Source organism: Pseudomonas entomophila, assembly GCF_029478665.1.
GTDB classification, from domain to species: Bacteria; Pseudomonadota; Gammaproteobacteria; order Pseudomonadales; family Pseudomonadaceae; genus Aquipseudomonas; species Aquipseudomonas entomophila_F.
The window spans coordinates 54936-80084 of record NZ_JARPQB010000026.1 but is presented as its reverse complement, the minus strand read 5'-3'; the positions used below and the strand labels follow the sequence as shown (position 1 = coordinate 80084).

Below are 25149 nucleotides of genomic sequence, written 5' to 3'. Positions count from 1 at the left end.
ATGCCTTGCATCGCCAGCAAGGCTGGCTCCTACAGGATGTCCAGCAGGCGGGGTTGCTGTGACTGCGACAGGTACTCGATCAACGCCGCCACCGGCAACGGCCGGCTGACCAGGAAACCCTGGACCTGATCACAGCCGAACGCGCGCAGCAGCGCCATCTGCTCCTCGCTCTCCACGCCCTCGGCCACCACCTCCAGGTTGAGGTTGTGCGCCAGGTTGATCATCGCGTGCACCAGCTTGCGGTTCTCTTCGCGCTGCTCCATGCCACCGACGAAGCTGCGGTCCACCTTGAGCAGAGTGATCGGCAGGCTGTTCAGGTGCACGAACGAAGAGAAGCCGGTGCCGAAGTCGTCCAGCGAGAAGCGCACGCCCAGGCGACCGAGGGCGTCCATGGTCTGGCGTACCAGCTCGTTGCGGCGCATCACTGCGGTTTCGGTGAGTTCGAACTCCAGCCAGCGCGCATCGACGCCATGCTCGACGATCAGCCGGCTCAGGGTAGCCAGCAGCTGGCTGTCCTGGAACTGGCGGAAGCTCAGGTTGACCGCCATGTGCAGCGGCGCCAGGCCGCGCTCGCGCAGGGCCTGCATGTCGCTCAGGGCGCGGGATATCACCCAGTAGCCCAGCGGCACGATCAGCCCGCTCTGCTCAGCCAGCGGGACGAACTCGCTGGGGGCCAGCAGGCCGCGTTCCGGGTGGTTCCAGCGCACCAGCGCCTCGAGGCCGACGATGCGCCCGTCAGTGAGGTTCAGGCGCGGCTGGTAGTGCAGCTCCAGTTCGTCGCGGCGCAGGGCGCGGCGCAGTTCGCTTTCCAGGTCGGCGAGGCTGCGGGCGTTGCGGTTGATGCGTTCGTTGAACACGTGGAAGGTGCAGCCCTGGCTGCCCTTGGCCTGACGCATGGCGATGTGCGCGTGCCACATCAACGGGTCGGCACCCGCCTGGGCGCGGGCATGGGCGATGCCCAGGCTGCAGCCGAGCAACAGGCTCTCACCGTCGATCCAGTAGGGTTCGGTCAGCGCTTCGACAATACGCTCGGCCATCCACTCGGCGCGGTTGGAGTCGCGACGGGTGTCGATCAACAGGGCGAACTCGTCGCTGCCCAGCCGTGCCAGCTGGTCACCGGCGGCCAGCTGCGCCTTCAGCCGCACCACCACCTGCAGGATCAGGCGATCGCCACCTTGATGGCCCAGGGCATCATTGACGTGGCGGAAGTTGTCCAGGTCGAGGTGGCCAAGGGCCAGGCCACGGCCGTCGTTCTCCGCCAGCCGCGCCGTGAGCAAGGCCTGGAAGCCTTGCCGGTTGGCGATGCCGGTCAGCGGATCCTGCTCGGCCAGGCGTTGCAAGGTGGCGACCAGTACACCGCGCTCACGCACATGGCGCAGGGAGCGGCGCAGGGTGTCGCTGCTCAGCTGCGCCAGCACCAGCCAGTCGCTGACCCCCACCGGCGTAGTGGCCGGTTCCTGCTCCAGCAGCAGGATGGTCGGCAACTCGCAGCGCCCCGGCGCCGGTTGCAGCGCGGGGGTGGCCAGCACCACGGCCTGGCGGTCGTTGGCGAACAGGCTGTCGACCGCCGCCCAGTTGGGCGCGGTCAGCAGCACCACTGTACCGCCCAGCGGCTGCAGGCACTCGCGCAGACGCGCGGCCCATTCCGGCTCATCGGCCAACAGCAGCAAACGCAGAGGTTCGGCAGGCGTGGACAAGCGGGCTCCTTAGACGTGGCGGTGGATCGACGGGCGCGGCGTATCCTACAACATCCAAGTGAAAATGATTTTCACTTTTAGTCATGGCCATCCCCTGGCCGCGAACCCGACGTATTTTGACGTGCATCCTGCGCGAAACCCGCGCAACCGGCAAACAGGATTTCGGGGATTTGCGAAAGGATCGGCAGCCACTGGCAGCGAACAGGCCGCGAGAAAACATTGACTCACGCGTCAGACGGTCGCGCCACAACCGCGCGAGGCCTGTTAGAATGCGCGGCTATTTTCTGGCGACCCCCGGTTTCTAGCATGTCCCGACTCAATCCCCGGCAACAGGAAGCCCGTGACTACGTCGGCGGCCCTCTTTTGGTGCTTGCCGGTGCAGGCTCGGGCAAGACCAGCGTGATCACGCGCAAGATTGCCCACCTCATCCAGAACTGCGGCATCCGCGCCCAGTACATCGTGGCGATGACGTTCACGAACAAGGCCGCGCGCGAGATGAAGGAGCGGGTCGGCACCCTGCTGCGCCCGGGGGAAGGCCGGGGCCTGACGGTGTGCACCTTCCACAACCTGGGGCTGAACATCATCCGCAAGGAGCACGAGCGCCTGGGCTACAAGCCGGGCTTCTCGATCTTCGACGAATCCGACATCAAGGCGCTGCTGTCGGACATCATGCAGAAGGAATACTCCGGCGACGACGGCATCGACGAGATCAAGAACATGATCGGTGCCTGGAAGAACGACCTGATCCTGCCATCTGAAGCCCTGGAAAAGGCGCGCAACCCGCGCGAGCAGACCGCGGCGATCGTCTACACCCACTACCAGCGCACGCTCAAGGCGTTCAACGCGGTGGACTTCGACGACCTGATCCTGCAGCCGGTCAAGCTGTTCCAGGAGCACCCCGAGGTGCTCGAACGCTGGCAGAACCGCGTGCGCTACCTGCTGGTGGACGAATACCAGGACACCAACGCCAGCCAGTACCTGCTGGTGAAGATGCTGATCGGCATGCGCAACCAGTTCACCGTGGTGGGCGACGACGACCAGTCGATCTACGCCTGGCGCGGTGCCCGCCCGGAGAACCTGATGCTGCTCAAGGAGGACTACCCCTCCCTGAAGATCGTCATGCTCGAGCAGAACTACCGCTCCACCAGCCGCATCCTGCGCTGCGCCAACGTGCTGATCGCCAACAACCCGCATGCCTTCGAAAAGCAGCTGTGGAGCGAGATGGGCGTGGGCGACGAGATCCGTGTGATCCGTTGCAAGAACGAGGAAGCCGAGGCCGAACGCGTGGCCATGGAGATCCTCACCCTGCACCTGCGCACCAACCGCCCTTACAGCGACTTCGCCATCCTCTACCGGGGCAACTACCAGGCCAAGCTGATCGAACTGAAGCTGCAGCACCACCAGGTGCCGTATCGCCTGTCGGGCGGCAACAGCTTCTTCGGCCGCCAGGAGGTCAAGGACCTGATGGCCTACCTGCGCCTGTTGGTGAACCCGGACGACGACAACGCCTACCTGCGGGTGATCAACGTGCCGCGCCGCGAGATCGGCTCGACCACCCTGGAAAAGCTCGGCAACTATTCCACCGAGCGCGGCATCTCGATGTACGCCGCCAGCGAGGAGATGGGCCTGGGCGAGCACCTGGACGCCCGCTACACCGAGCGCCTGCAACGCTTCAAGCACTGGCTCGACGGGGTGCGCCACAAGGTCGCCCTGGACGACCCGATCGCCGCGCTGCACGAGATGATCCGCGACATCGACTACGAGAACTGGATCCGCCAGCAGACCGCCAGCGACAAGGGCGCGGAATTCCGCATCAGCAACGTCTGGTTCCTCGTCGAAGCGCTGAAGAACACCCTCGAGAAGGACGAAGAGGGTGACATGACCATCGAGGACGCCATCGGCAAGCTGGTGCTGCGCGACATGCTCGAGCGCCAGCAGGAAGAGGAAGAGAACGCCGAGGGCGTGCAGATGATGACCCTGCACGCCTCCAAGGGCCTGGAGTTCCCCTACGTGTTCATCATGGGCATGGAGGAGGAGATCCTCCCCCACCGCTCGAGCATCGAGGCCGATACCATCGAAGAGGAACGCCGCCTGGCCTACGTGGGCATTACCCGCGCACGCCAGACCCTGGCCTTCACCTTCGCCGCCAAGCGCAAGCAGTACGGCGAAATCATCGACTGCACGCCCAGCCGGTTCCTCGACGAACTGCCGCCGGACGACCTGGCCTGGGAAGGCCTGGACGATGCCCCCGTGGAAGTGAAAGCCGCGCGCGGCAACAACGCCCTGGCCGATATCCGGGCAATGCTCAAACGCTGACCAACCATTACTCTTTAACTTTGCCGCTGTTTGCGGCCACCTTTGTTACATCGGAGATACACAGTGGAAGCACTGCAGCAGAAGATTCGCGAAGAAGGCATCGTGCTTTCCGATCAGGTCCTGAAAGTCGATGCGTTTCTCAACCACCAGATCGACCCGGCGCTGATGCAGCTGATCGGTGACGAGTTCGCCCGCCTGTTCGCCGACTCCGGTGTGACCAAGATCGTCACCATCGAAGCCTCGGGCATCGCCCCGGCGGTGATGACCGGCCTGAAGCTCGGCGTGCCAGTGATCTTCGCCCGCAAGCACCAGTCGCTGACCCTGACCGAGAACCTGCTGACTGCCTCGGTGTACTCCTTCACCAAGCAGACCGAGAACACCGTGGCGATCTCGCCGCGCCATCTCAACAGCAGCGACCGCGTGCTGGTGATCGACGACTTCCTGGCCAACGGCAAGGCCTCGCAGGCGCTGATCTCGATCATCAAGCAGGCCGGCGCCACCGTGGCCGGCCTGGGCATCGTCATCGAGAAGTCGTTCCAGGGCGGCCGCGCCGAGCTGGACAGCCAGGGTTACCGCGTCGAATCGCTGGCCCGGGTCAAGTCGCTGGAAGGCGGCGTGGTGACCTTCATCGATTAAAACGCCTTGCGCGTACCCTGTAGGAGCGGCCTTGTGCCGCGAAAGGGCTGCGTAGCAGCCCCAGGATCTCAGCGTTGAGCAACGATCGCCGGGGCCGCTTTGCGGCCCTTTCGCGGCACAAGGCCGCTCCTACAGGGGCCAGGACAGCCCCGTTTCATCGGGTCGCCTGCAATCCTGCCAGCAACAACCGCTGGTACAGCTCCTCCTTCAGCCCCTGCGGCTCACCCAGCCCCATGCGCGCCAACTGCGCCGCATAGGCCTCGGGCTCCGGTGCGTCCAGCGCCGCCTTGCCCAGCTCCAGCACCTCGCTCAACTTGAACTTGCGCTTGAGCCAGTTCAGCGCCCGTAGCAGGTCGCGCTCTTCAGCCGTGAAGTCGCTGCCCAGCGGATACTCCGGGAACAACCGTGGATGCCGCGCGCGAATCGCCTCCAGGCGCTCGGGCGTGTTGTCGGTGTAGCGCGCATCCAGCATGAAATCCTTGGCCAGCTTGCCCGCCGCCTTGGCCTGCTCGATCAAGTCACCCTGGAACCGCGAATCGCTGACCGCCAGCAACCGCGCAATCACCTCGCTGTCGGTCTGCCCGCGCAAGTCGGCGATGCCGTACTCGGTCACCACGATATCGCGCAGATGGCGCGGGATAGTGCAGTGGCCGTAGCTCCAGACCAGGTTCGACGTGACCTCGCCGCCCGCCTCGCGCCAGCTGCGCAGCAGCAGGATCGAGCGCCCGCCTTCCAACGCATGGCCCTGGGCGACGAAGTTGTACTGCCCACCGACACCGCTGAGCACCCGCCCGTCCTCCAGCTGGTCGGCCACCCCGGCACCGAGCAGGGTCATGCCGAACACTGTGTTGATGAAGCGGGCGTCACGGCGCTGGCGGCGCTTGAGATCTTCCTGGCCGTAGAGCTCGTTGATGAAGCTGATGGCGGTCATGGCGAAACGCGCGCGGTGCTCCAGCGGCATCTCGCGCAAACGCTGGTAGAAAGCCCGAGGGCCGAGGAAGAAGCCGCCATGGATCAGCACGCCCTGCTCGTCGGCCGGGCGGCGCACCACGCCGGCCTCGGCCAGGGCCAGCAGGCCGTTGACGAACATCTCGCTGCAGCCGTACAGACCCTGGGCGAACGTATCCAGGCCCCCTTCCCGCTCGATCAGCGCCTGCCACGCGCCGACATCCAGTTCGTCGAGCAGCGCACGATAGCCTTCGTTGTCACCCTGGCGCGCCAGCAACGCGGCGGTCACTGCATCGCCCATGGCGCCGATGCCGATCTGCAGGGTGCCGCCGTCGCGCACCAGGGTGCTGGCGTGCAGGCCGATGCAATGGTCCTGGGTGTTCACCGGCATGTTCGGCGTGGAGAACAGGCGGCGTCGTTCGGGCTGGTCGATCAACAGGTCGAACTGCTCCAGGCCCAGTTCCGAATCGCCGGGCATGTAGGGCAGTTCGTCGTGGACTTGCCCCAGCACCAGGAGGGTTTCGCCCGCAGCCCGGCGCCGGGCGATCATCGGCAGCAGGTCAAGGGTGATGTCGGGGTTGCAGGCCAGGCTCAGGTGGTCAGGACGCTCGGGCGTGGCTGCCACCAGCTGGGCAATCAGGTTCAGGCCCTTGGCATTGATGTCGCGAGCGGCATGGCTGTAGTTGCTGCTGATGTAGTCCTGCTGCGCGGTTTCGCTGTGCAGCAAGCTGCCGGGCTGCATGAAGAACTGCTCGACGCGGATGTTCGGCGGCAGTTGGTCATTGCGCAGGTCGGCGAGGTAGGTGAGCTCCTCGTAGTCGGCGAACACGCGCTCGACGAAGGGTTCGAGGAAACGCCGTTGCAAGCCGTCGCCAAGGGGCGGACGGCCGAGGGACAGGGCGGTGTAGATCGTCAGATGCCGCTCGGGCAGCTCGCGCACCCGTGCGTAGAGGGCGTTGACGAAGGCGTTGGGTTTGCCCAGGCCCAGGGGCAGGCCCATGTGGATATGGGTAGGCAGGCGACTCAGGACCTCGTCCACTGCCTGGTCGATGGGACAGCGCTGCATCGGGGCCTCCAGGGAGATCTGCGGGTTCAGGGGTTGGACATGAACCTTAGACCATTGGTTGCCTGTGCCGGCCCTTTCGCCGGCAAGCCGGCTCCTACCTGTGGCAGCCCAAAAAACAAAGCCCGCCATGAAAGGCGGGCTTTGCTGGAATCAGGCTTGGCTCACAGGCCGGACATTTTCTTGATCGCACCCTTCAGGTCATCGTCCGAGCAGTCCGCGCAGGTGCCTTTGGGTGGCATGGCGTTGATCCCGGTAATGGCCTTGGCCAGGATGCCGTCGAGGCCGCCCTGGTGGTCGGCGCGCTCTTTCCAGGCTGCGGTATCGCCAATCTTCGGCGCGCCCAGCAGGCCGCTGCCATGGCATGCATTGCAGTGCTTGGCGATGATGTCATCTGGTGTCTTGGCACCACCGCCGCCCGCTGCGGCGGCCACTTCCATGCCCTTGCACTCCTGGCCCTGGACGCACACCTGGCCTACCGGTGCCAGGCGCTTGGCGATTTCATCGTTGGTCGTAGCGTTTGCATTGATTGCCCAAAGGGCGAAAACGGCTGCTGGTATGGCCAGCATCTTCTTGATTTGGTTCACGCGAACACCCTCATGGTGGCTAATCACGCCCGCGGCCACGGAATTGCGAGCGTTGAAAAGTATAGCGGCACTCCGGAAAGCGTGGAACGACCACACTCGGGGAAAGGGTATTGGCGAATCAATGCACTGCGCTGGATCAAAAGTTCGACGGGGTCGCCGCGCTGATCAGCCGCGCCGGTTCCTCGAACGGGTTGCGGAAACGGTGCGGGCGGGTGCTTTCGAAGTAGTAGCTGTCGCCGGCCTCGAGAATGAACGTCTCGGTACCGACCACCAGTTCCAGGCGGCCTTCGAGCAGGATGCCGGTTTCCTCGCCGTCGTGGGTGAGCATCTCCTCACCGGTGTCGGCCCCGGGCGGATACACCTCGTTGAGAAAGGCGATGGCCCGGTTGGGGTGCGACTTGCCCACCAGCTTCATGGTCACCGCGCCGTCGGAGATGTCGATCAGCTCATGGGCCTTGTAGACGATCTGGGTCGGGCTCTCGGGCGCCAGCTCGACCGAGAAGAACTCGACCATGGACATGGGGATACCGCTGAGCACCTTGCGCAGGGAGCTGATCGACGGGCTCACGCTGTTCTTCTCGATCATCGAGATGGTGCTGTTGGTCACGCCCGCGCGCTTGGCGAGTTCGCGCTGGGACAGGCCCTTGAGCTTGCGGATGGCTTGCAGTCGTTCACCGACGTCCAAAGCGTGCGCCTCCAGAAACGGTCGAGGTGGGGGAAGTGTGAACGATATGATGGCAATGCCGTTCAGTATTTACAACACACCACCCCGCAGCCTGTCCGCTTCAGCGCCTTATTCGCCGATATAGTCCAGCGGCACGCGCTTGAGATTGCAGAAGATCTGGTAAGGAATGGTGCCGGCCTGCATCGCCACGTCGCTGGCCAGCACCTGCTTGCCCCACAGCTCGACCGGGCTGCCGACGGAGGCCTCGGGCACTTCGGTGAGGTCGACGCAGAGCATGTCCATCGACACCCGGCCGATCAGCTGGGTGCGCTTGCCGGCCACCACCACCGGGGTGCCGGTGGGTGCCTGGCGCGGATAGCCATCGGCATAGCCCATGGCGACCACGCCGACCCGGGTCGGACGCGGGCTGATGAACCTGGCGCCGTAGCCCACCGGCTCGCCGGCTGGCAGTTCACGCACGCTGATGATGCGCGATTGCAGGGTCATCACCGGCTGCAGGCGCGCCGCCTCGGCCTGCTCCACCTCGAAGGGCGTGGCGCCGTACAGCATGATGCCCGGGCGCACCCAGTCGCTCTTGATGCTCGGCCAACCCAGCACCGCCGGCGAGTTGCGCAGGCTGCACTCGGCGCTCAGGCCCTGGCGGGCCGCCTCGAACACCGCCACCTGTTGCTCGGTGGCGGCGTCGTCGAGTTCATCGGCGCGGGCGAAGTGGCTCATCAGCACGATGCGCGACACCTTGCCGCTGGCCAGCAGGCGCTGATAGGCGTCCTGGTAGTCCTTCGGGTGCACGCCGACCCGGTGCATGCCAGTGTCCATCTTCAGCCAGATGCTCAGTGGCTTGCGCACCGGGGTTTTCTCGATTGCTTCCAGCTGCCACAGCGAATGCACCACGCACCACAGGTCGTGCTCGGCGATCAGCGCCAGCTCGCTGGCCTCGAAGAAGCCCTCGAGCAACAGTACTGGCGCCTTGATGCCCGCCGCGCGCAGCTCCAGCGCCTCCTCGATGCAGGCCACGGCGAAGCCGTCGGCTTCGCTCTCCAGGGCCAGGGCGCAACGCACCGCGCCATGGCCGTAGGCGTCGGCCTTGACCACGGCCAGGGCCTTGGCGCCGGTCAGTTCACGGGCCAGGCGGTAGTTGTGACGGAGGGCTTGGAGGTCGATCAGGGCACGGGCGGGACGCATGGCGGCAGCCTTCTGGCAGTTCTGGTTATCGGTAAAGCCCCGGCACGGCGGATGGGGGTAAGTACCCACCGCGCCGGGGTGAGGGAACAGTGTTGATTGCTTCGCGGCTGAAGCCGCTCCTACAGGGTTTTGTGCTGATACNTGAACCGGCGCGCTCTGCCCGTGCTTGGCAATCTCGCGGCTGTTGCCATAACGCGAGATGTCCAGGCCTTCGGCGCTGATCTGCGGCTTCTTGCGCGCGATCAGGTCGGCCAGCAGGCGGCCGGAACCGCAGGCCATGGTCCAACCCAGGGTGCCGTGACCGGTGTTGAGGAACAGGTTACGGAACGCGGTGGCACCGACGATCGGGGTACCGTCCGGGGTGGCCGGGCGCAGGCCGGTCCAGAAGCTGGCTTGGCTCAGGTCGCCGCCGCGAGGATAAAGGTCGTTGACGATCATCTCCAGCGTTTCGCGCCGACGCGGGTTCAGCGACAGGTCAAAACCGGCGATTTCAGCCATGCCGCCAACACGGATGCGGTTGTCGAAACGGGTGATGGCGACTTTGTAGGTTTCGTCCAGGATGGTCGAGGTCGGCGCCATGTCGCCGTTGGTGATCGGCACGGTCAGCGAGTAACCCTTGAGCGGGTACACCGGGGCCTTGATGCCCAGCGGCTTGAGCATTTGCGGCGAGTAGCTGCCCAGGGCCAGCACGTAGCGGTCGGCGGTTTCCAGCTTGCCGTCGATCCACACGCCGTTGATGCGGTCGCCGGCGAAGTCCAGGCGCTGGATGTCCTGGCCGAAGCGGAACTCGACGCCCAGCTTGATGGCCATGTCGGCGAGCTTGGTGGTGAACAGCTGGCAGTCGCCGGTCTGGTCGTTGGGCAGGCGCAGGGCACCGGCGAGGATACCTTTCACGCTGTCCAGGGCCGGTTCGACGCGGGCGATGCCGTCGCGGTCGAGCAACTCGTAAGGTACGCCGGACTGCTCCAGCACGGCGATGTCCTTGGCCGCGGCATCCAGTTGCGCCTGGGTGCGGAACAGCTGGGTGGTGCCCAGGCTACGGCTTTCGTAGGCGATGCCGGTTTCGGCGCGCAGTTCGTCGAGGCAGTCGCGGCTGTACTCGGACAGGCGCACCATGCGCTCCTTGTTCACCGCGTAGCGGCTGGCGGTGCAGTTGCGCAGCATCTGCGCCATCCACAGGTACTGGTCGACGTCGCCGGTCAGCTTGATGGCAAGGGGGGCATGGCGCTCGAGCAGCCACTTGATGGCCTTCAGCGGCACGCCCGGGGCGGCCCAGGGCGAGGCATAGCCAGGCGAGATCTGGCCTGCGTTGGCGAAGCTGGTTTCCATGGCCACCGCCGGTTGACGATCGACCACCGTGACCTCGAAACCTTGCCGGGCCAGATAGTAGGCACTGGCGGTACCAATCACACCGCTACCAAGTACCAGAACTCGCATTGTTTATCCCTCGCACGCGGCTTGCCGCAGACTTTTGTTGATATGGCATGGATGCGCGCAGTATAAGAATCTCCGACCAGTGCTATTCACTATATAAGCGCCTATATTTGGCGAGAATTCTCGGCAAGATCGCCTTTGACGGAGGGGCATCCCCTATGAGAACCCAGCACCAGAGCAAACGTGAACTGGACAAGATCGACCGCAACATCCTGCGGATCCTGCAGAATGACGGCCGCATCTCCTTCACCGAACTGGGCGAGAAAGTCGGGCTGTCCACCACCCCCTGCACCGAGCGCGTGCGCCGCCTGGAGCGCGAGGGGATCATCATGGGCTACAACGCCCGCCTCAACCCGCAGCATCTCAAGGGCAGCCTGCTGGTGTTCGTCGAGATCAGCCTGGACTACAAGTCCGGCGACACGTTCGAGGAGTTCCGCCGCGCGGTGCTCAAGCTGCCCCATGTGCTGGAGTGCCACCTGGTGTCGGGTGACTTCGACTACCTGGTGAAGGCGCGAATTTCGGAGATGGCGTCGTACCGCAAGCTGCTCGGCGACATCCTGCTCAAACTGCCGCACGTGCGCGAGTCGAAGAGCTACATCGTGATGGAAGAGGTGAAGGAAAGCCTGTGCCTGCCGATTCCGGACTGAGGCGTCAGACCAGCACCTGACGGGTCGTGGCGATGAACTGGTGGACCAGTTGCTCGGCCTCGGACTCGATCGGCTGCGCCGGGCCGCGACCGCGAGGGCAAGCCAGGCGCGGGGTGGTGCCGAACAGACGGCAGATCATCGGGCGTTCTTCATAGACCGTGCAGCCGTTCGGGCCCAGGTGCACGCAGTCCAGGCGCTCCAGGGCGGCCTCCTGTTCAACCTGGGTCTTGCGCGGCAGGCGGGCCATTTCTTCAGTTGAAGTGGTAACCGGGCCACAGCAGTCGTGGCAGCCGGGCTCGCACTCGAAGGAGGGAATGAGTTCACGCAGGAAGTGGATCTTGTGGCGGTTGCAGGACATGGCGGCGTATCAGAAGGAATTGGCTGGATTATAGGCCCATTCGCCGACAGCTCATCCCCCTGTAGGAGCCGGCTTGCCGGCGAACCGGCCATTTGCCTATCCTCCCCCTTTCGCCTCAACCCAGGAATCGACCCATGGTCCACAGCGCGCAGCACGCCGCCTCCTATTACGCCGCCAGCAGCGCGCCACACCCCGACCACGCCTTCCTGCAAGGTGAGCACAACGCCGACGTGTGCATCGTCGGTGGCGGCTACTCGGGCCTGAACACCGCTATAGAACTGGCTGAGCGCGGCCTGTCGGTGATCCTCCTCGAAGCCCGCAAGCTCGGCTGGGGCGCCAGCGGGCGCAACGGCGGGCAACTGATCCGCGGTGTCGGCCATGGCCTGGAGCAATTCCTCCCGGTGATCGGCGAGGACGGTGTGCGCAGCCTCAAGCTGATGGGCCTGGAAGCGGTGGAAATCGTCCGCGACCGTGTCGAGCGCCACGGCATCGACTGCGACCTGGCCTGGGGTTACTGCGACCTGGCCAACAAGCCCGGCGAGCTGGAAGGCTTCGCCGAGGAAGCCGAGACCCTGCGCAACCTGGGCTACCGCCACGAGCTGCGCCTGGTACAGCCTGATGACATGCATTCGGTGGTGGGTTCAGACCGCTATGTCGGCGGCCTGGTCGACATGGGCTCGGGCCACCTGCACCCGCTCAACCTGGCGCTGGGCGAGGCCGCCGTGGCCAGCCGCCTGGGCGTGCGCCTGTTCGAGCAGTCGGAAGTCACCCGCATCGAGTACGGCCCCGAAGTGAAGGTGCACACCACGCAAGGCCGGGTGCGCGCCAAGACCCTGGTGCTGTGCTGCAATGCCTATCACAACGACCTCAATCGCGAGTTGGGCGGCAAGGTGCTGCCTGCCGGCAGCTACATCATCGCCACCGAGCCGCTGGGCGAGGAGCGCGCGCGCCAGCTGCTGCCGCAGAACATGGCGGTGTGCGACCAGCGCGTGGCCCTGGATTACTACCGCCTGTCCGCCGACCACCGCCTGTTGTTCGGCGGTGCCTGCCACTATTCCGGGCGTGACCCGAAGGACATCGCCGCCTATATGCGGCCGAAGATGCTCAAGGTGTTCCCCCAGTTGGCCGATGTGCACATCGACTACCAGTGGGGCGGCATGATCGGCATCGGCGCCAACCGCCTGCCGCAGATCGGCCGCCTCACCGGCCATCCCAACGTCTATTACGCCCAGGCCTACGCCGGCCATGGCGTCAACGCCACCCATCTGGCCGGGCGCCTGCTCGGCGAGGCTATCTGCGGCCAGCACAGCGGGCGCTTCGACCTGTTCGCCAAGGTGCCGCACACCACCTTCCCGGGTGGCAAGCTGCTGCGTTCACCGTTGCTGGCGCTGGGGATGCTCTGGTATCGGCTCAAAGAGCTGGCTTGAGTCGAGAACTGCAGCGCGGGTCTTTCGCCGTCTGTAGGAGCGGCTTTAGCCGCGATGCAGGCAATGCGGGGTCTGGCACCCGCTCCGCGGGTGATCGCGGCTGAAGCCGCTCCTACAGAGATCGTGCCGGTTTGAAACATCTGGGCAAGCCGGCGAAAGGTCCGAGATCAACAGCAAACTCACTCCCGCCAGAACGGCTTGCAACCCTCCTCCCGGGCCTCCTCCCAGGTCAGCCCGATGTCACGCAATTGGCGGGCATCCAGCTCCAACAGGGCCTTGCGGGTGCGCCAGCGATGTAGCATCAGGCCCCAGCGACTCAGACCAGTGGACGGGTTGTAGACTTTGGTTCGCCCCCCCTCCTCCAGTTCCTTGGCCAACAGTTGCACGCGCACATCACTCAAGCCGCTCATCGCTGCGATCTCCCGATCAGTGGTTACCATGGAGACAGCATGCGCGTTCACACCCTCGACAATACAGACTCAAAACCAGCTTATTATTCCCATACAGAATTGGCGAAAAGCGGGCTGAATGGCGTATTTTTGCGCGATCTGTACTGGTCGGAACCACACAGAATCCCAGGAGTATGCCGTGACCCTCTACCTCAACCTGGCCGAACTGCTCGGCGCCCGCATCGAACAGGGCCTGTATCGCCCCGGCCAGCGCCTGCCCTCGGTGCGCTCCCTGAGCGTCGAGCACGGCGTAAGCCTGAGCACCGTGCAGCAGGCCTACCGCCTGCTGGAGGACAACGGCCTGGTGTCGCCACGGCCCAAGTCCGGCTACTTCGTCGCCGAGGACCGTAACCTCCCGGCCCTGCCCGACATCAGCCGCCCCGTCCAGCGACCTGTGGATATCTCCCAGTGGGAACAGGTGCTGGAACTGGTACGCGCCACACCGCGCCCCGACGTGATCCAACTCGGCCGCGGCATGCCCGATGTCGCCAGCCCCACACTCAAGCCACTGCTGCGCAGCCTGGCGCAGATCAGCCGGCGCATGGACATGCCCGGCCTGTACTACGACAACATCCACGGCAACGCTCACCTGCGCGAACAGATCGCCCGCCTGATGCTCGATTCCGGCTGCCGCCTGGGGCCGGCCGACCTGGTGGTGACCACCGGCTGCCACGAGGCGCTGTCGTGCAGCATCCGCGCCGTCTGCCAGCCCGGGGACATCGTCGCGGTCGACTCGCCCAGCTTTCACGGCGCCATGCAGACGCTCAAGGGCCTGGGCATGAAAGCCCTGGAGATCCCCACCGACCCGATCACCGGCATCAGCCTGGAGGCCCTGGAACTGGCCCTCGAGCAGTGGCCGATCAAGCTCATCCAGATCACCCCCAACTGCAACAACCCCCTCGGCTACATCATGCCCGAGGCGCGCAAGCAGGCCCTGCTGACCCTCGCCCAACGCTACGACGTGGCTATTCTCGAGGACGACGTGTACGGCGACCTGGCCTACAACTACCCACGCCCACGCACCATCAAGTCGTTCGACGACGACGGTCGCGTGCTGCTCTGCAGCTCGTTCTCCAAGACCCTCGCCCCGGGCCTGCGGGTCGGCTGGGTGGCGCCGGGGCGCTACCTGGAGCGGGTGCTGCACATGAAGTACATCAGCACCGGCAGCACCGCCTGCCAACCGCAACTGGCCGTCGCCGATTTCATCGCCGAAGGCCATTACCAGCCGCACCTGCGGCGCATGCGCAGCCAATACCAGCGCGGGCGCGACCAGATGTGCGACTGGGTGGCCCGCTACTTCCCACCCGGCACCCGCGCCAGCCGCCCTCAAGGCGGCTTCATGCTGTGGGTGGAGTTGCCGAAAAGTTTCGACACGCTGCGCCTGAACCGCGCTTTACTGGAGCAGGGGGTGCAGATCGCCGTCGGCAGTATCTTCTCGGCCTCGGGCAAGTATCGCCATTGCCTGCGCATGAACTTCGCCGCGCAACCAACGCCGCAGATCGAAGCCGCCGTGCGCAAGGTGGGTGAAACCGCCCTTCGTCTACTGGATCCGCAAAGCGCCGACAGGTAACGTTGCGCCGCCCCGCACCGCTCACCCGCCGTACAGGATGATCGACCCTTGAGATTCCAGCGAGCCCTGCCTCTGCTGCTGGCACTGCTGCTCGGCCTTGCCGGCTGCGCCAGCCGCGACACACCTCGCGAAGTCAGCCAGGCCCTGCCCGCCGCCGACTCGGCGTTCGGCCGCTCGGTGCTGCGCCAGGCGGCGCCCTACGGCGGGCGCTCGGGCTTTCGCCTGCTGCCCAACAGCAACGAGGCGTTCCGCGCCCGCGCCGAGCTGATCCGCAACGCCCAGGCGAGCATCGACCTGCAGTACTACATCGTCCACGACGGCCTCAGCACCCGCGCCCTGGTCCATGAGCTGCTGCGCGCCGCTGACCGCGGCGTGCGCGTGCGCATCCTGCTCGACGACACCACCAGCGACGGCCTCGACAACCTGATCGGCACCCTCGCCGCCCACCCGAATATCCACATCCGCGTGTTCAACCCGCTGCACCTGGGGCGCGAAACCGGCGCCACCCGCGCCATGGGCCGGCTGTTCAACCTGTCGCGCCAGCACCGGCGCATGCACAACAAGCTGTTCCTGGCGGATAGCAGCATGGCCATCGTCGGCGGGCGCAACCTGGGCGACGAGTACTTCGACGCCGAGCCCAACCTCAACTTCACCGACATCGACCTGCTGGGGGTGGGCCCGGTGGCCGAGCAACTCGGTCACAGCTTCGACCAGTACTGGAACAGCGCCCTGAGCCGCCCCATCGGCGACTTCCTCTGGCGCCAGCCCGGCGCCGACGACCTGCACGCCAGCCGCCAGCGCCTGGAAACCTGGCTGGCCAAGGCTCGTGTCGAGCGCAAGGCCTTGTATGACCGGCTGATGGACTACCAGTACCAACCGCGTCTGGGGCAGTGGCGCAACGAGCTGGTCTGGGCCCACAGCCAGGCACTGTGGGATGCGCCGAGCAAGGTCCTGGCCGACGATGAGCCCGACCCGCAGCTGCTGTTGAGCCGACAGTTGGCGCCGGACCTGAACAGCGTCCATCGCGAACTGATCCTGGTCTCGGCCTACTTCGTGCCAGGTGAGACAGGCTTGCTGTACCTGACCGGCCGCGCCGACGCCGGCACCTCGGTCAAGCTGCTGACCAATTCGCTGGAAGCCACCGACGTGCCGGCCGTGCACGGTGGCTATGCGCCCTACCGGCGCGCCCTGCTCGAACATGGCGTGCAACTGTACGAACTGCGTCGCCAACCGGGCGAGAAGCGGCCCCGGCATGGCTTGGGTTTCCATGGCAGTTCCGATTCGAGCCTGCACAGCAAGGCGATGGTGTTCGACCGGCGCAAGACCTTCATTGGATCGTTCAACTTCGACCCGCGCTCGGTGTTGTGGAACACCGAGGTGGGGGTGCTGGTGGACAGCCCGGAGCTGGCCGAATACACCCGCGACCTGGCGGTGCAGGGCATGGCGCCAGCCTTGAGCTACCAGCCGATGCTGGTGGGCGGGAAGATGGTCTGGGCCACCGAGGACAATGGCCAGCGGCATATGCTGGTGACCGAGCCTGGGGGGATCTGGCGGCGGTTCAATGCGTGGATCAGCAAGGCGGTCGGGTTGGAGAAGATGTTGTAGCTACCGGCCCATTCGCCGGCAAAGCCGGCTCCTACAGGGCACAGCGTTTGCCATGTAGGAGCCGGCCTTGCCGGCGAACCGATCAGGCGGACACCGGCTCCAAGGCTCCCCGCCTACGGATCAACACCACCAACCCGGCAGCCCCCGCCGCCATCAGCAACGGCAACGCATGCCCACTGATCCACTGGCTGCCCGCCCCGGCCAGCAACGGCCCGATCAGGCAACCGATACCCCACAGCTGAGCCACATGGGCATTGGCCCGCACCAGTTCGTCATCCCGGTACCGCTCGCCGATCAGCACCAGCGACAGGGTAAACAACCCGCCCGCACTGGCACCGAACAGCACCCACAACGGCCAGATCACGGGTGTGTGCAGCAGCAGCGGAATCGCAAGGCTGCTGACCAGCAAGGTCAGCGCGCATCCACCGAACAGCGAGCGACGCGACATGCGATCAGCCAGCGCGCCAATCGGCAACTGCAGCACCGCATCGCCCACCACCACGGTGCTGACCATGAACAGCGCCACCTCCGTGGTAAAGCCCTGCTGCAGGCAGTACACCGGCAACAACGTGAGGATCATCGCCTCGAAGGCTGCGAACAGCGCAATGGCCCAGGCGATCACCGGCAAGCGCCGGCAGAAGCCGAACAGGTCGCGGAAGGTGACGCTGCATGCCTCGGTACTCGGTGCTCCGCCTCGTCCAAACAGGATCAAAGGGGCGACCAGCAGCAAGCCAGTCGCGGCCCAGAAACCGAAGTCGTCGTCCGAACCGAGAAAGCCCAGGACCATGGGCCCGGCCAGCTGGCTCAGGGCATAGCTGCTGCCGTACAACGCCACCAGCCGCCCGCGCCACTGCTCGACCACCAACTGGTTGATCCAGCTTTCACCCAGAATGAACACCACGGTCAGCGACATGCCGATCATCAGGCGCAGCAGCAACCACAACGGGTAGCTCGGCAGCAGCGCCACCAGTCCAATGGACAGCGCGCCCCCCCACAAACACAGGCGCATCGCTGCCGGAACGCCAACCCAGCCCGCCAGGCGGCTGGCCACGGCGGCGCCAACCAGCACACCCAACGCCGGCATCGCCGCCATCACCCCAATGGCGAACCCGCCGTAGCCCCAGGCCTCCAAGCGCAAGGACACCAGCGGCATGCTCACGCCGAGCGCCAGCCCGACACTGAGCACCGCCGCCAGCACGGCAAAGTAGGTTCCCCAACGCATCTTGGTCTCCAGATTTTTGGGTCTGCTATCGCGGCACAAGGCCGCTCCTACAGGAATCGCGTAACCCCTGTAGGAGCGGCCTTGTGCCGTGAAAGGGCCGCAAAGCGGCCCCGGCGATTACAGCTTGATCCAGGTCGCCTTCAGCTCGGTGTATTTCTCCAGCGCATGCAGCGACTTGTCACGGCCATTGCCCGACTGCTTGAAGCCACCGAACGGCGCGGTCATGTCGCCGCCATCGTACTGGTTGACCCAGACGCTGCCGGCACGCACGGCGCGAGCGGTCTTGTGGGCCTTGGAGATATCCGAGGTCCAGATGCCGGCCGCCAGGCCATACGGGGTGTCGTTGGCGATGGCGATGGCTTCTTCGGCGGTGTCGAAGGTGATCACCGACAGCACCGGGCCGAAGATCTCTTCCTTGGCGATACGCATGGCGTTGGTCACGCCGTCGAAGATGGTCGGCTCGACGTAGGTGCCACCGGTCTCCTCAAGCGTGCGCTTGCCACCGGCCAGCAGCTTGGCGCCGTCTTGGTGACCGGCGTCGATGTACGACAGCACGGTGTTCATCTGTTGAGTGTCGACCAGCGCACCGACAGTGGTCGCCGGGTCCAGCGGGTTGCCCGGTTTCCAGGCCTTGAGGGCCTCGACCACCATGGGCAGGAACTTGTCCTTGATCGAGCGCTCGACCAGCAGGCGCGAACCGGCGGTGCAGACTTCGCCCTGGTTGAAGGCGATGGCGCTGGCGGCAGCTTCGGCGGCGGCCTGCAAGTCAGGGGCGTCGGCGAAGACGATGTTCGGGCTCTTGCCACCGGCTTCCAGCCAGACACGCTTCATGTTCGACTCGCCGGCATAGACCATCAGTTGCTTGGCGATCTTGGTGGAACCGGTGAACACCAGGGTGTCGACGTCCATGTGCAGGGCCAGGGCCTTGCCCACGGTGTGGCCGTAGCCTGGCAGCACGTTCAGCACGCCTTTCGGAATGCCGGCCTCGATGGCCAGCTGGGCAATGCGGATGGCGGTCAGCGGCGACTTCTCGGACGGCTTGAGCACGATGGAGTTGCCGGTGGCCAGAGCCGGGCCGAGTTTCCAGCAGGCCATCAGCAGCGGGAAGTTCCACGGCACGATGGCACCCACCACGCCCACTGGCTCGCGGGTCACCAGGCCCAGTTGGTCATGCGGGGTCGGGGCGACTTCGTCGTAGACTTTGTCGATGGCTTCGGCAGTCCAGTGGATGGCGTTGGCCGCGCCTGGAATGTCGATGGAGGAGGAGTCACCGATCGGCTTGCCCATGTCGAGGGTTTCGAGCAGGGCCAGCTCTTCGACGTGCTGGCGCAGCAGGCCTGCGAAGCGGATCAGGGTTGCCTTGCGCTTGGCCGGGGCCAGGCGCGACCAGGCGCCGGATTCGAACACGGCACGGGCATTCTCGACAGCGCGGTTGGCGTCGGCCAGGTCGCAGCTGGCGACCTTGGCCAGGAAGCGTCCGTCCACCGGGCTCAGGCAGTCGAAGGTTTCACCGGATGCGGCATCGGTGTATTCGCCGTTGATGAAGGCGCGGCCTTCGATCTTCAGTTGCTGGGCACGCTGTTCCCAGTCCGCACGAGTCAGGGTGGTCATAGGAAACTCCTCTCTTGTTAAGGTGCAACGCCGCACTGAGGACTCACGGGCGCTGTCAGAAATTCTGGCCGGGTGAGGAACGCACACCGGCATCCGACACCCTAAACCAGGGCGGGGAAACTATCAATATATTTGACACGAATGGCCTAAAAGCCTACTGATGTGCATTTTATTAAACAACAACAGGGTAACCACCATGAGCATCGCCAGCATCGTCGACTTCGCCCAGGTCCTGACTGAGGCCGAACGCTATCGCCCCGCAGCGGAAAAAATCCTCAAGGGCGAGCCTGACCAGGCTGTCTACAACCATTACTCCAGCCCTTGCGGGCAGTTCGCCGCCGGTGTCTGGGAGGGCGAGGTGGGCCAGTGGACGGTGAACTACACCGAGCATGAGTACTGCGAGATCGTCCAGGGCGTGTCGGTGCTGCGCGACCAGGACAGCAACGCCAAGACCCTGCGCGCCGGCGATCGCTTCGTCATCCCCGCTGGCTTCAAGGGTACCTGGGAGGTGCTGGAGCCATGCCGCAAGATCTATGTGATGTTCGAGCAGAAGTAACCGTGTGGGCGCGGGCTTGCCCCGCGACTGCCGATTCACAGGCATAAAAAAACCCGCCACCTTGCGGTTGCGGGTTTTTTCACAGGTTGCCGATCAATTACTTGATCTTGGCTTCCTTGTAGACCACGTGCTTGCGGACGACCGGATCATATTTCTTGATCTCGATCTTGTCCGGAGTGGTGCGCTTGTTCTTGTCGGTGGTGTAGAAGTGGCCAGTGCCAGCACTCGATACCAGACGGATCAATTCACGCATGATGTTCTCCCTTAAACCTTGGCGCCAGCTTTGCGGATGTCGACCAGAACGGCATCGATGCCGCGCTTGTCGATGATACGCATGCCTTTGGCGGAAACGCGCAGACGCACGAAACGATTCTCGGATTCAACCCAGAAACGGTGGTGCTGCAGGTTTGGCAGGAAACGACGACGGGTTTTGTTGTTTGCGTGGGAAATGTTGTTCCCGGTTACTGGACCCTTACCAGTAACTTGACAGACTCTCGACATGCCTCAGCCCTCTAAAACCACATGCCCAACCCGGCATGGGTTGGCCGCTTAATCTCTCAGTCAATGGCGCCAAGGCGCCGTGTTCCCGGGGGTCTTATCAGCCTTGTGCGCTTTCGCGACAGACCGAGCCCCTAGAAAAGAGCGCTGCTTTATACCAGAAAGACTCCGCCACAACAACAGAAGATGAGTATTCTGGTCGGGCCGAGCGCGCCGGGGCAGCATAACGACTGGGGCGGCAAGCTGTCGACCGCCCGTCGCCGAATTAATACGAAAGGGTGTGGTCATTTGCCCATGTCCGCACTAGGGTAGGACATTTCCTGAGTTTTCCAGACTGCACCGGCAGATGGGACATCGACCAGCCAAGGAGTCACCATGCGTGCCGCCGCTCTCTCCCTTCTGTTCACCACCCTGTGCGCCGCAGGCTTGGCCCAGGCCGCGCCGTTGTCGGTGTGCACCGAGGCCAGCCCCGAAGGCTTCGACGTGGTGCAGTACAACTCGCTGACCACCACCAACGCCTCGGCCGACGTGCTGATGAACCGCCTGGTCGAGTTCGATGCAGAATCTGGCAAGGTGGTGCCGAGCCTGGCCGAAAGCTGGACGGTGTCGCCGGACGGCCTGATCTACGACTTCAGGCTGCGCCCAGGCGTGAAGTTCCACACCACGCAGTACTTCAAGCCGAGCCGCGAGCTGGATGCCGATGACGTGCTGTTCAGCTTCCAGCGCATGCTGTACCCGGCCCACGCCTGGCACAAGACAGCCCCAGGCGGCTACCCACATGCCCAGTCGCTGCAACTGGGCAGCCTGATCAAGCTGATCGAAGCCCCCGAGCCGCACACCGTGCGCTTCACCCTCACCCACCCGGACGCCACCTTCCTGGCCACCCTGAGCATGGGCTTCGCCTCGATCTACTCCGCCGAATACGCCGATACCCTGCTCAAGGCCGACACCCCGGAAAAACTCAACAGCCAGCCAGTGGGCACCGGCCCGTTCGTCTTCCAGCGTTTCCAGAAAGATGCCGTGGTGCGCTACCGCGCCAACCCCGACTACTTCGCCGGCAAGCCGTCCGTCGACCCACTGGTCTTCGCCATCACCCCGGACGCCAACGTGCGCCTGCAGAAGATCAAGCGCGGCGAGTGCCAGGTCGCCCTGTCGCCCAAGCCGCTGGACGTCGCCGAGGCCGGCAAGGACGGCAACCTCAAGGTAGTCACGACGCCGGCGTTCATGACCGCCTTCGTCGCCATCAACAGCCAGCATCCGCCGCTGGACAAGCCCGAGGTGCGCCAGGCGATCAACCTCGCCTTCGACAAGGCCGCCTACCTGAAGGCGGTATTCGAGGACACCGCCACCGCCGCCAACGGCCCGTATCCGCCGAACACCTGGAGCTATGCCAAGGACTTGCCCGGCTACACCCAGGACCCGAAGAAAGCCAAGGCACTGCTGGCCAAGGTCGGTTTGCCCAACGGCTTCGAAACCACTATCTGGACCCGTCCAGCGGGCAGCCTGCTCAACCCCAACCCCAGCCTGGGGGCGCAGATGCTCCAGGCGGACCTGGCGAAAGTCGGTATCAAGGCCGAGATCCGCACCATCGAGTGGGGCGAGCTGATCCGCCGCGCCAAGGCCGGCGAGCACGACCTGCTGTTCATGGGCTGGGCTGGCGACAACGGCGACCCGGACAACTTCCTCAGCCCGCAGTTTGCCTGCGCGGCGGTCAAGTCCGGGACCAACTTCGCGCGGTTCTGCGACAACCGCCTGGACCAGCTGATCAACGCCGGCCGCACCACCAACGACCAGAGCGTGCGCAGCCGCCTGTACCAGCAGGCGCAGACGCTGATCCAGCAGCAGGCGCTATGGCTGCCGCTGGCGCACCCGACCGCAGCCGCGTTGCTGCGCCAAGGGGTCGAGGGTTATCAGGTGAGCCCGTTTGGGCGGCAGGATTTCAGCAAGGTTTCGGTGAGTCGCTGAAACCTGGCTGGCAGGGCCGGCCCTTTCGCCGGCAAGCCGGCTCCTACGGGTTCTGCACAATACCTGTAGGAGCCGGCTTGCCGGCGAAAGGGCCAGTACAGCCTGCTCATGCCTAACCTGCCAACCACCCATGCTCAAGCATCGACAGCGGCTCACCGTCACCGACGATGACGTGATCCATCACCCGCACATCGATCAACGCCAGCGAGCGCTTGAGCATCAGCGTCAGGTGCACATCATCCTGGCTTGGCTCGCAATTGCCCGACGGATGGTTGTGGCAAAGGATCAGGGCCGCGGCGTTATGCAGCAATGATCGGCGCACAACCTCGCGGGGATAGATGCTCGCGCGGTCAATGGTGCCGCGAAAAAGGATCTCGAACGCCAACGGTCGATGCTTGGTATCGAGGAACAGGCAACCGAATACCTCACTGGACTCGTGCCGCAACATGGACTTGAGATAACGCCTCACCGAGGCCGGATTCTCCAGGACCGGCGCACGCTCGATGTGCTCGTTCAGGTAACGCCTGCCGATCTCCAACAATGCCTGCAACTGGGCATATTTCACTGGCCCCACACCCGGCTCACCGAGGACCTTGGCACGATCCGCCTCGAGGAACTGCCTGAGCCCACCAAACTTCGCCAGCAACCCACGCGCCAGGTCCAGCACATTGCGCCCGGCAACGCCCGACCCCAACAGCACAGCCAGCAATTCCGCATCGGAAAGGACCGCCGCCCCGCGGTTCAACAATTTCTCCCTGGGCCGCTCTTCCACCGGCCATTCCCTGATGTTCATCCCCCCTCCTCGCCTGCCACTACGGCCCTTTTGGGCGCTGTGTTAATCTAGTTCGCTTCGAAAATGCGACGATCTGCCGCAGGCAGCTGTCGTCGTCGCCCGCTTTCACTGGAATAAGGCAAGGCCTATGCAGCGGTTGTATCGCAAGCGCATCGTTCTCGGCGTCGGTGGCGGCATCGCCGCCTACAAGAGCGCCGAGCTGATTCGCCGACTCCTGGAACACGGCGCGCAGGTGCGCGTGGTCATGACCCGGGGTGGCGCCGAGTTCATCACCCCGCTCACGCTGCAGGCGCTGTCCGGCCACCCGGTGCACCTGGACCTGCTCGACCCCGCCGCCGAAGCGGCCATGGGCCATATCGAACTGGCCAAGTGGGCCGACCTGGTGCTGATCGCCCCGGCCACCGCCGACCTGCTGGCGCGCATGGCCCAGGGCATGGCCGACGACCTGCTGACCACCCTGGTGCTGGCCACCGACGCCACCGTGGCCGTCGCCCCGGCGATGAACCAGGCCATGTGGCGCGACCCGGCGACACAAGACAACCTCGACCTGCTCAAGCGTCGCGGCATCCAGGTGTTCGGCCCGGCTTCCGGCAGCCAGGCCTGTGGCGACGTGGGCCTGGGCCGCATGCTCGAAGCCACGGACCTCGCCTGGTGCGCCGCCGAAAGCTTCAAGCGCGAGGCCCTGACCGGCAAGCACGTGCTGATCACCGCAGGCCCGACGCAGGAAAACATCGACCCGGTGCGCTACATCACCAACCATAGTTCAGGGAAGATGGGCTTCGCCCTGGCCGAAGCCGCCGCCGAAGCCGGGGCCCGGGTGACCCTCGTCACCGGCCCGGTACACCTGCCGACCCCCGACCGGGTCAACCGCATCGACGTGGTCAGCGCGCGAGACATGCTCGCGGCCTGCGAAGCGGCCATGCCCTGCGACCTGTTCATCGCCTCGGCCGCGGTCGCGGACTACCGTCCGGAAGTCGTCGCCCCACAGAAGCTCAAGAAAGATCCCACCACAGGCGACGGCATGCTGCTGCAGATGGTGCGCAATCCCGATATCCTTGCGACCATTGCCGGCCGGCCTGATCGCCCGTTCAGCGTGGGCTTCGCCGCCGAGACCGAGCACCTGCTCGACTACGCCACGCGCAAGCTCAAGGACAAGAACCTCGACCTGATCGTCGCCAATGATGTGGCCAACCCCAGCATCGGCTTCAACAGCGAGGAGAACGCCTTGACCGTGATCGACCGCCAGCAGCACCAGACCCTCTTCGCGCAGACCAGCAAGGGCAAGATCGCCCGCCAGCTGGTTGCCTTCATCGCCGAACGGCTCAACCAGGTTCAATAAGTTACATGCACGCTCTTCAAGCCAAGATCCTCGACCCACGCCTGGGCACCGAATTCCCCCTGCCGCAGTACGCCACCCCCGGCTCCGCCGGCCTGGACCTGCGCGCCCTGCTCAAGGAGGACACCGTCCTCGAGCCGGGCCAGACCCTGCTGATCCCCACCGGCCTGTCGGTGTACATCGGCGACCCGGGCCTGGCAGCCATGATCCTGCCACGCTCGGGCCTGGGCCATAAGCACGGCGTGGTGCTGGGCAACCTGGTCGGCCTGATCGACTCGGACTACCAGGGCGAGCTGATGGTCTCCTGCTGGAACCGCGGCAACACCCCATTCACCATCACCATCGGCGAGCGCATCGCGCAGCTGATCCTGGTGCCGGTGGTGCAGGCGCACTTCGATATCGTCGAGCAGTTCGACGAGACCCAGCGCGGCACCGGCGGCTTCGGCCACTCCGGCACCCGCTGACCGTTCGCGCCATGGATGGCGAACTCTCTGGTGATTCCACCGTCCAAGCGTTCAGTTTGTGCCTGCCCAGAAGCCCTTGACCTATGGAGTCCCCAGAGAT

At 64.9% G+C, this 25149-nt stretch carries 22 protein-coding genes and 1 pseudogene; 10 read left to right on the top strand and 13 right to left on the bottom strand.

Annotated elements, in window-relative coordinates:
* Positions 1–29 precede the first annotated feature (29 nt).
* Positions 30–1697 carry a putative bifunctional diguanylate cyclase/phosphodiesterase gene (locus P5705_RS15065; protein WP_277461623.1) on the bottom strand — a complete coding sequence of 556 codons (1668 nt, stop codon included), beginning with the start codon at positions 1695–1697 and terminating at the stop codon, positions 30–32.
* Positions 1698–2003: 306 nt separating this feature from the next.
* On the opposite strand from P5705_RS15065, the gene rep reads away from it, so the two are divergent.
* A complete protein-coding gene (gene rep, locus P5705_RS15060) occupies positions 2004–4013 on the top strand; it encodes a DNA helicase Rep (RefSeq protein WP_277461621.1) in 2010 nt (669 codons plus the stop codon).
* A 63-nt stretch (positions 4014–4076) separates the two neighbouring features.
* Positions 4077–4649 (top strand): xanthine phosphoribosyltransferase, encoded by a 573-nt coding sequence (gene xpt, locus P5705_RS15055; RefSeq protein WP_070093858.1) that lies wholly within the window; start codon positions 4077–4079, stop codon positions 4647–4649.
* 154 nt (positions 4650–4803) lie between these two features.
* Here the strand turns inward: xpt and P5705_RS15050 are convergent, their stop codons facing one another.
* From P5705_RS15050 to dadA, 5 genes and pseudogenes are all read right to left on the bottom strand, one after another.
* Positions 4804–6663, bottom strand: a complete 1860-nt coding sequence (locus P5705_RS15050; RefSeq protein WP_277461620.1) for an acetyl-CoA hydrolase/transferase C-terminal domain-containing protein — start codon at positions 6661–6663, stop codon at positions 4804–4806.
* 161 nt (positions 6664–6824) lie between these two features.
* Entirely contained in the window at positions 6825–7229 is a 405-nt protein-coding gene (locus tag P5705_RS15045; RefSeq protein ID WP_277461645.1) for a c-type cytochrome, read from the bottom strand.
* 154 nt (positions 7230–7383) lie between these two features.
* A complete protein-coding gene (locus P5705_RS15040) occupies positions 7384–7932 on the bottom strand; it encodes a cupin domain-containing protein (protein WP_011536384.1) in 549 nt (182 codons plus the stop codon).
* A 108-nt stretch (positions 7933–8040) separates the two neighbouring features.
* Positions 8041–9114, bottom strand: coding sequence for an alanine racemase (alr, locus tag P5705_RS15035; protein WP_277461644.1), 1074 nt, complete (start codon positions 9112–9114; stop codon positions 8041–8043).
* Positions 9115–9261: 147 nt separating this feature from the next.
* Positions 9262–10551 (bottom strand): annotated as a pseudogene (gene dadA, locus P5705_RS15030) (D-amino acid dehydrogenase); the annotation flags it as partial.
* 155 nt (positions 10552–10706) lie between these two features.
* Here dadA and dadR point away from each other — a divergent pair.
* Positions 10707–11195 (top strand): transcriptional regulator DadR, encoded by a 489-nt coding sequence (gene dadR / locus P5705_RS15025; protein WP_003258963.1) that lies wholly within the window; start codon positions 10707–10709, stop codon positions 11193–11195.
* 4 nt (positions 11196–11199) lie between these two features.
* Here dadR and P5705_RS15020 read toward each other — a convergent pair whose 3' ends face one another.
* Positions 11200–11553 (bottom strand): YkgJ family cysteine cluster protein, encoded by a 354-nt coding sequence (locus tag P5705_RS15020; RefSeq protein WP_277461619.1) that lies wholly within the window; start codon positions 11551–11553, stop codon positions 11200–11202.
* A 134-nt stretch (positions 11554–11687) separates the two neighbouring features.
* Here P5705_RS15020 and P5705_RS15015 point away from each other — a divergent pair, with 134 nt between their 5' ends.
* Positions 11688–12980 (top strand): NAD(P)/FAD-dependent oxidoreductase, encoded by a 1293-nt coding sequence (locus P5705_RS15015; RefSeq protein ID WP_277461618.1) that lies wholly within the window; start codon positions 11688–11690, stop codon positions 12978–12980.
* Between the two features lie 179 nt (positions 12981–13159).
* Here P5705_RS15015 and P5705_RS15010 read toward each other — a convergent pair whose 3' ends face one another.
* Positions 13160–13390, bottom strand: a complete 231-nt coding sequence (locus tag P5705_RS15010; protein WP_277461617.1) for a DUF1127 domain-containing protein — start codon at positions 13388–13390, stop codon at positions 13160–13162.
* Positions 13391–13568: 178 nt separating this feature from the next.
* Here P5705_RS15010 and P5705_RS15005 point away from each other — a divergent pair, with 178 nt between their 5' ends.
* Positions 13569–14999: a PLP-dependent aminotransferase family protein gene (locus tag P5705_RS15005; RefSeq protein ID WP_277461616.1), complete on the top strand. Its 1431-nt coding sequence runs from the start codon at positions 13569–13571 to the stop codon at positions 14997–14999.
* Positions 15000–15047: 48 nt separating this feature from the next.
* Positions 15048–16604, top strand: a complete 1557-nt coding sequence (locus P5705_RS15000; protein WP_277461614.1) for a phospholipase D family protein — start codon at positions 15048–15050, stop codon at positions 16602–16604.
* An 82-nt stretch (positions 16605–16686) separates the two neighbouring features.
* Here the strand turns inward: P5705_RS15000 and P5705_RS14995 are convergent, their stop codons facing one another.
* Both P5705_RS14995 and P5705_RS14990 read right to left on the bottom strand, forming a co-directional pair.
* Entirely contained in the window at positions 16687–17826 is a 1140-nt protein-coding gene (locus tag P5705_RS14995) for an MFS transporter (protein ID WP_277461613.1), read from the bottom strand.
* Positions 17827–17943: 117 nt separating this feature from the next.
* Positions 17944–19437, bottom strand: coding sequence for an aldehyde dehydrogenase (locus tag P5705_RS14990; protein WP_277461611.1), 1494 nt, complete (start codon positions 19435–19437; stop codon positions 17944–17946).
* Between the two features lie 196 nt (positions 19438–19633).
* Between P5705_RS14990 and P5705_RS14985 the strand changes: the two genes are divergently transcribed.
* A complete protein-coding gene (locus tag P5705_RS14985) occupies positions 19634–19993 on the top strand; it encodes a cupin domain-containing protein (protein WP_277461609.1) in 360 nt (119 codons plus the stop codon).
* A 97-nt stretch (positions 19994–20090) separates the two neighbouring features.
* Here the strand turns inward: P5705_RS14985 and rpmG are convergent, their stop codons facing one another.
* Together rpmG and rpmB are read right to left on the bottom strand one after the other, a co-directional pair.
* Positions 20091–20246: a 50S ribosomal protein L33 gene (gene rpmG, locus P5705_RS14980; protein ID WP_003253507.1), complete on the bottom strand. Its 156-nt coding sequence runs from the start codon at positions 20244–20246 to the stop codon at positions 20091–20093.
* A gap of 11 nt (positions 20247–20257) precedes the next feature.
* On the bottom strand, positions 20258–20494 hold the full coding sequence (gene rpmB, locus P5705_RS14975; protein ID WP_054894119.1) for a 50S ribosomal protein L28: 237 nt from the start codon (positions 20492–20494) through the stop codon (positions 20258–20260).
* Between the two features lie 372 nt (positions 20495–20866).
* On the opposite strand from rpmB, the gene P5705_RS14970 reads away from it, so the two are divergent.
* Positions 20867–22456, top strand: coding sequence for an ABC transporter substrate-binding protein (locus P5705_RS14970; protein WP_277461608.1), 1590 nt, complete (start codon positions 20867–20869; stop codon positions 22454–22456).
* A 112-nt stretch (positions 22457–22568) separates the two neighbouring features.
* On the opposite strand, the gene radC is transcribed toward P5705_RS14970, so the two are convergent.
* Complete coding sequence (gene radC / locus P5705_RS14965) at positions 22569–23249, bottom strand: RadC family protein (RefSeq protein ID WP_277461607.1); 681 nt, start codon at positions 23247–23249, stop codon at positions 22569–22571.
* A 127-nt stretch (positions 23250–23376) separates the two neighbouring features.
* On the opposite strand from radC, the gene coaBC reads away from it, so the two are divergent.
* Both coaBC and dut read left to right on the top strand, forming a co-directional pair.
* Complete coding sequence (gene coaBC, locus P5705_RS14960; RefSeq protein WP_011536397.1) at positions 23377–24588, top strand: bifunctional phosphopantothenoylcysteine decarboxylase/phosphopantothenate--cysteine ligase CoaBC; 1212 nt, start codon at positions 23377–23379, stop codon at positions 24586–24588.
* Positions 24589–24593: 5 nt separating this feature from the next.
* Positions 24594–25049 (top strand): dUTP diphosphatase, encoded by a 456-nt coding sequence (gene dut, locus P5705_RS14955; protein WP_011536398.1) that lies wholly within the window; start codon positions 24594–24596, stop codon positions 25047–25049.
* The last annotated feature ends 100 nt before the right edge of the window (positions 25050–25149 follow it).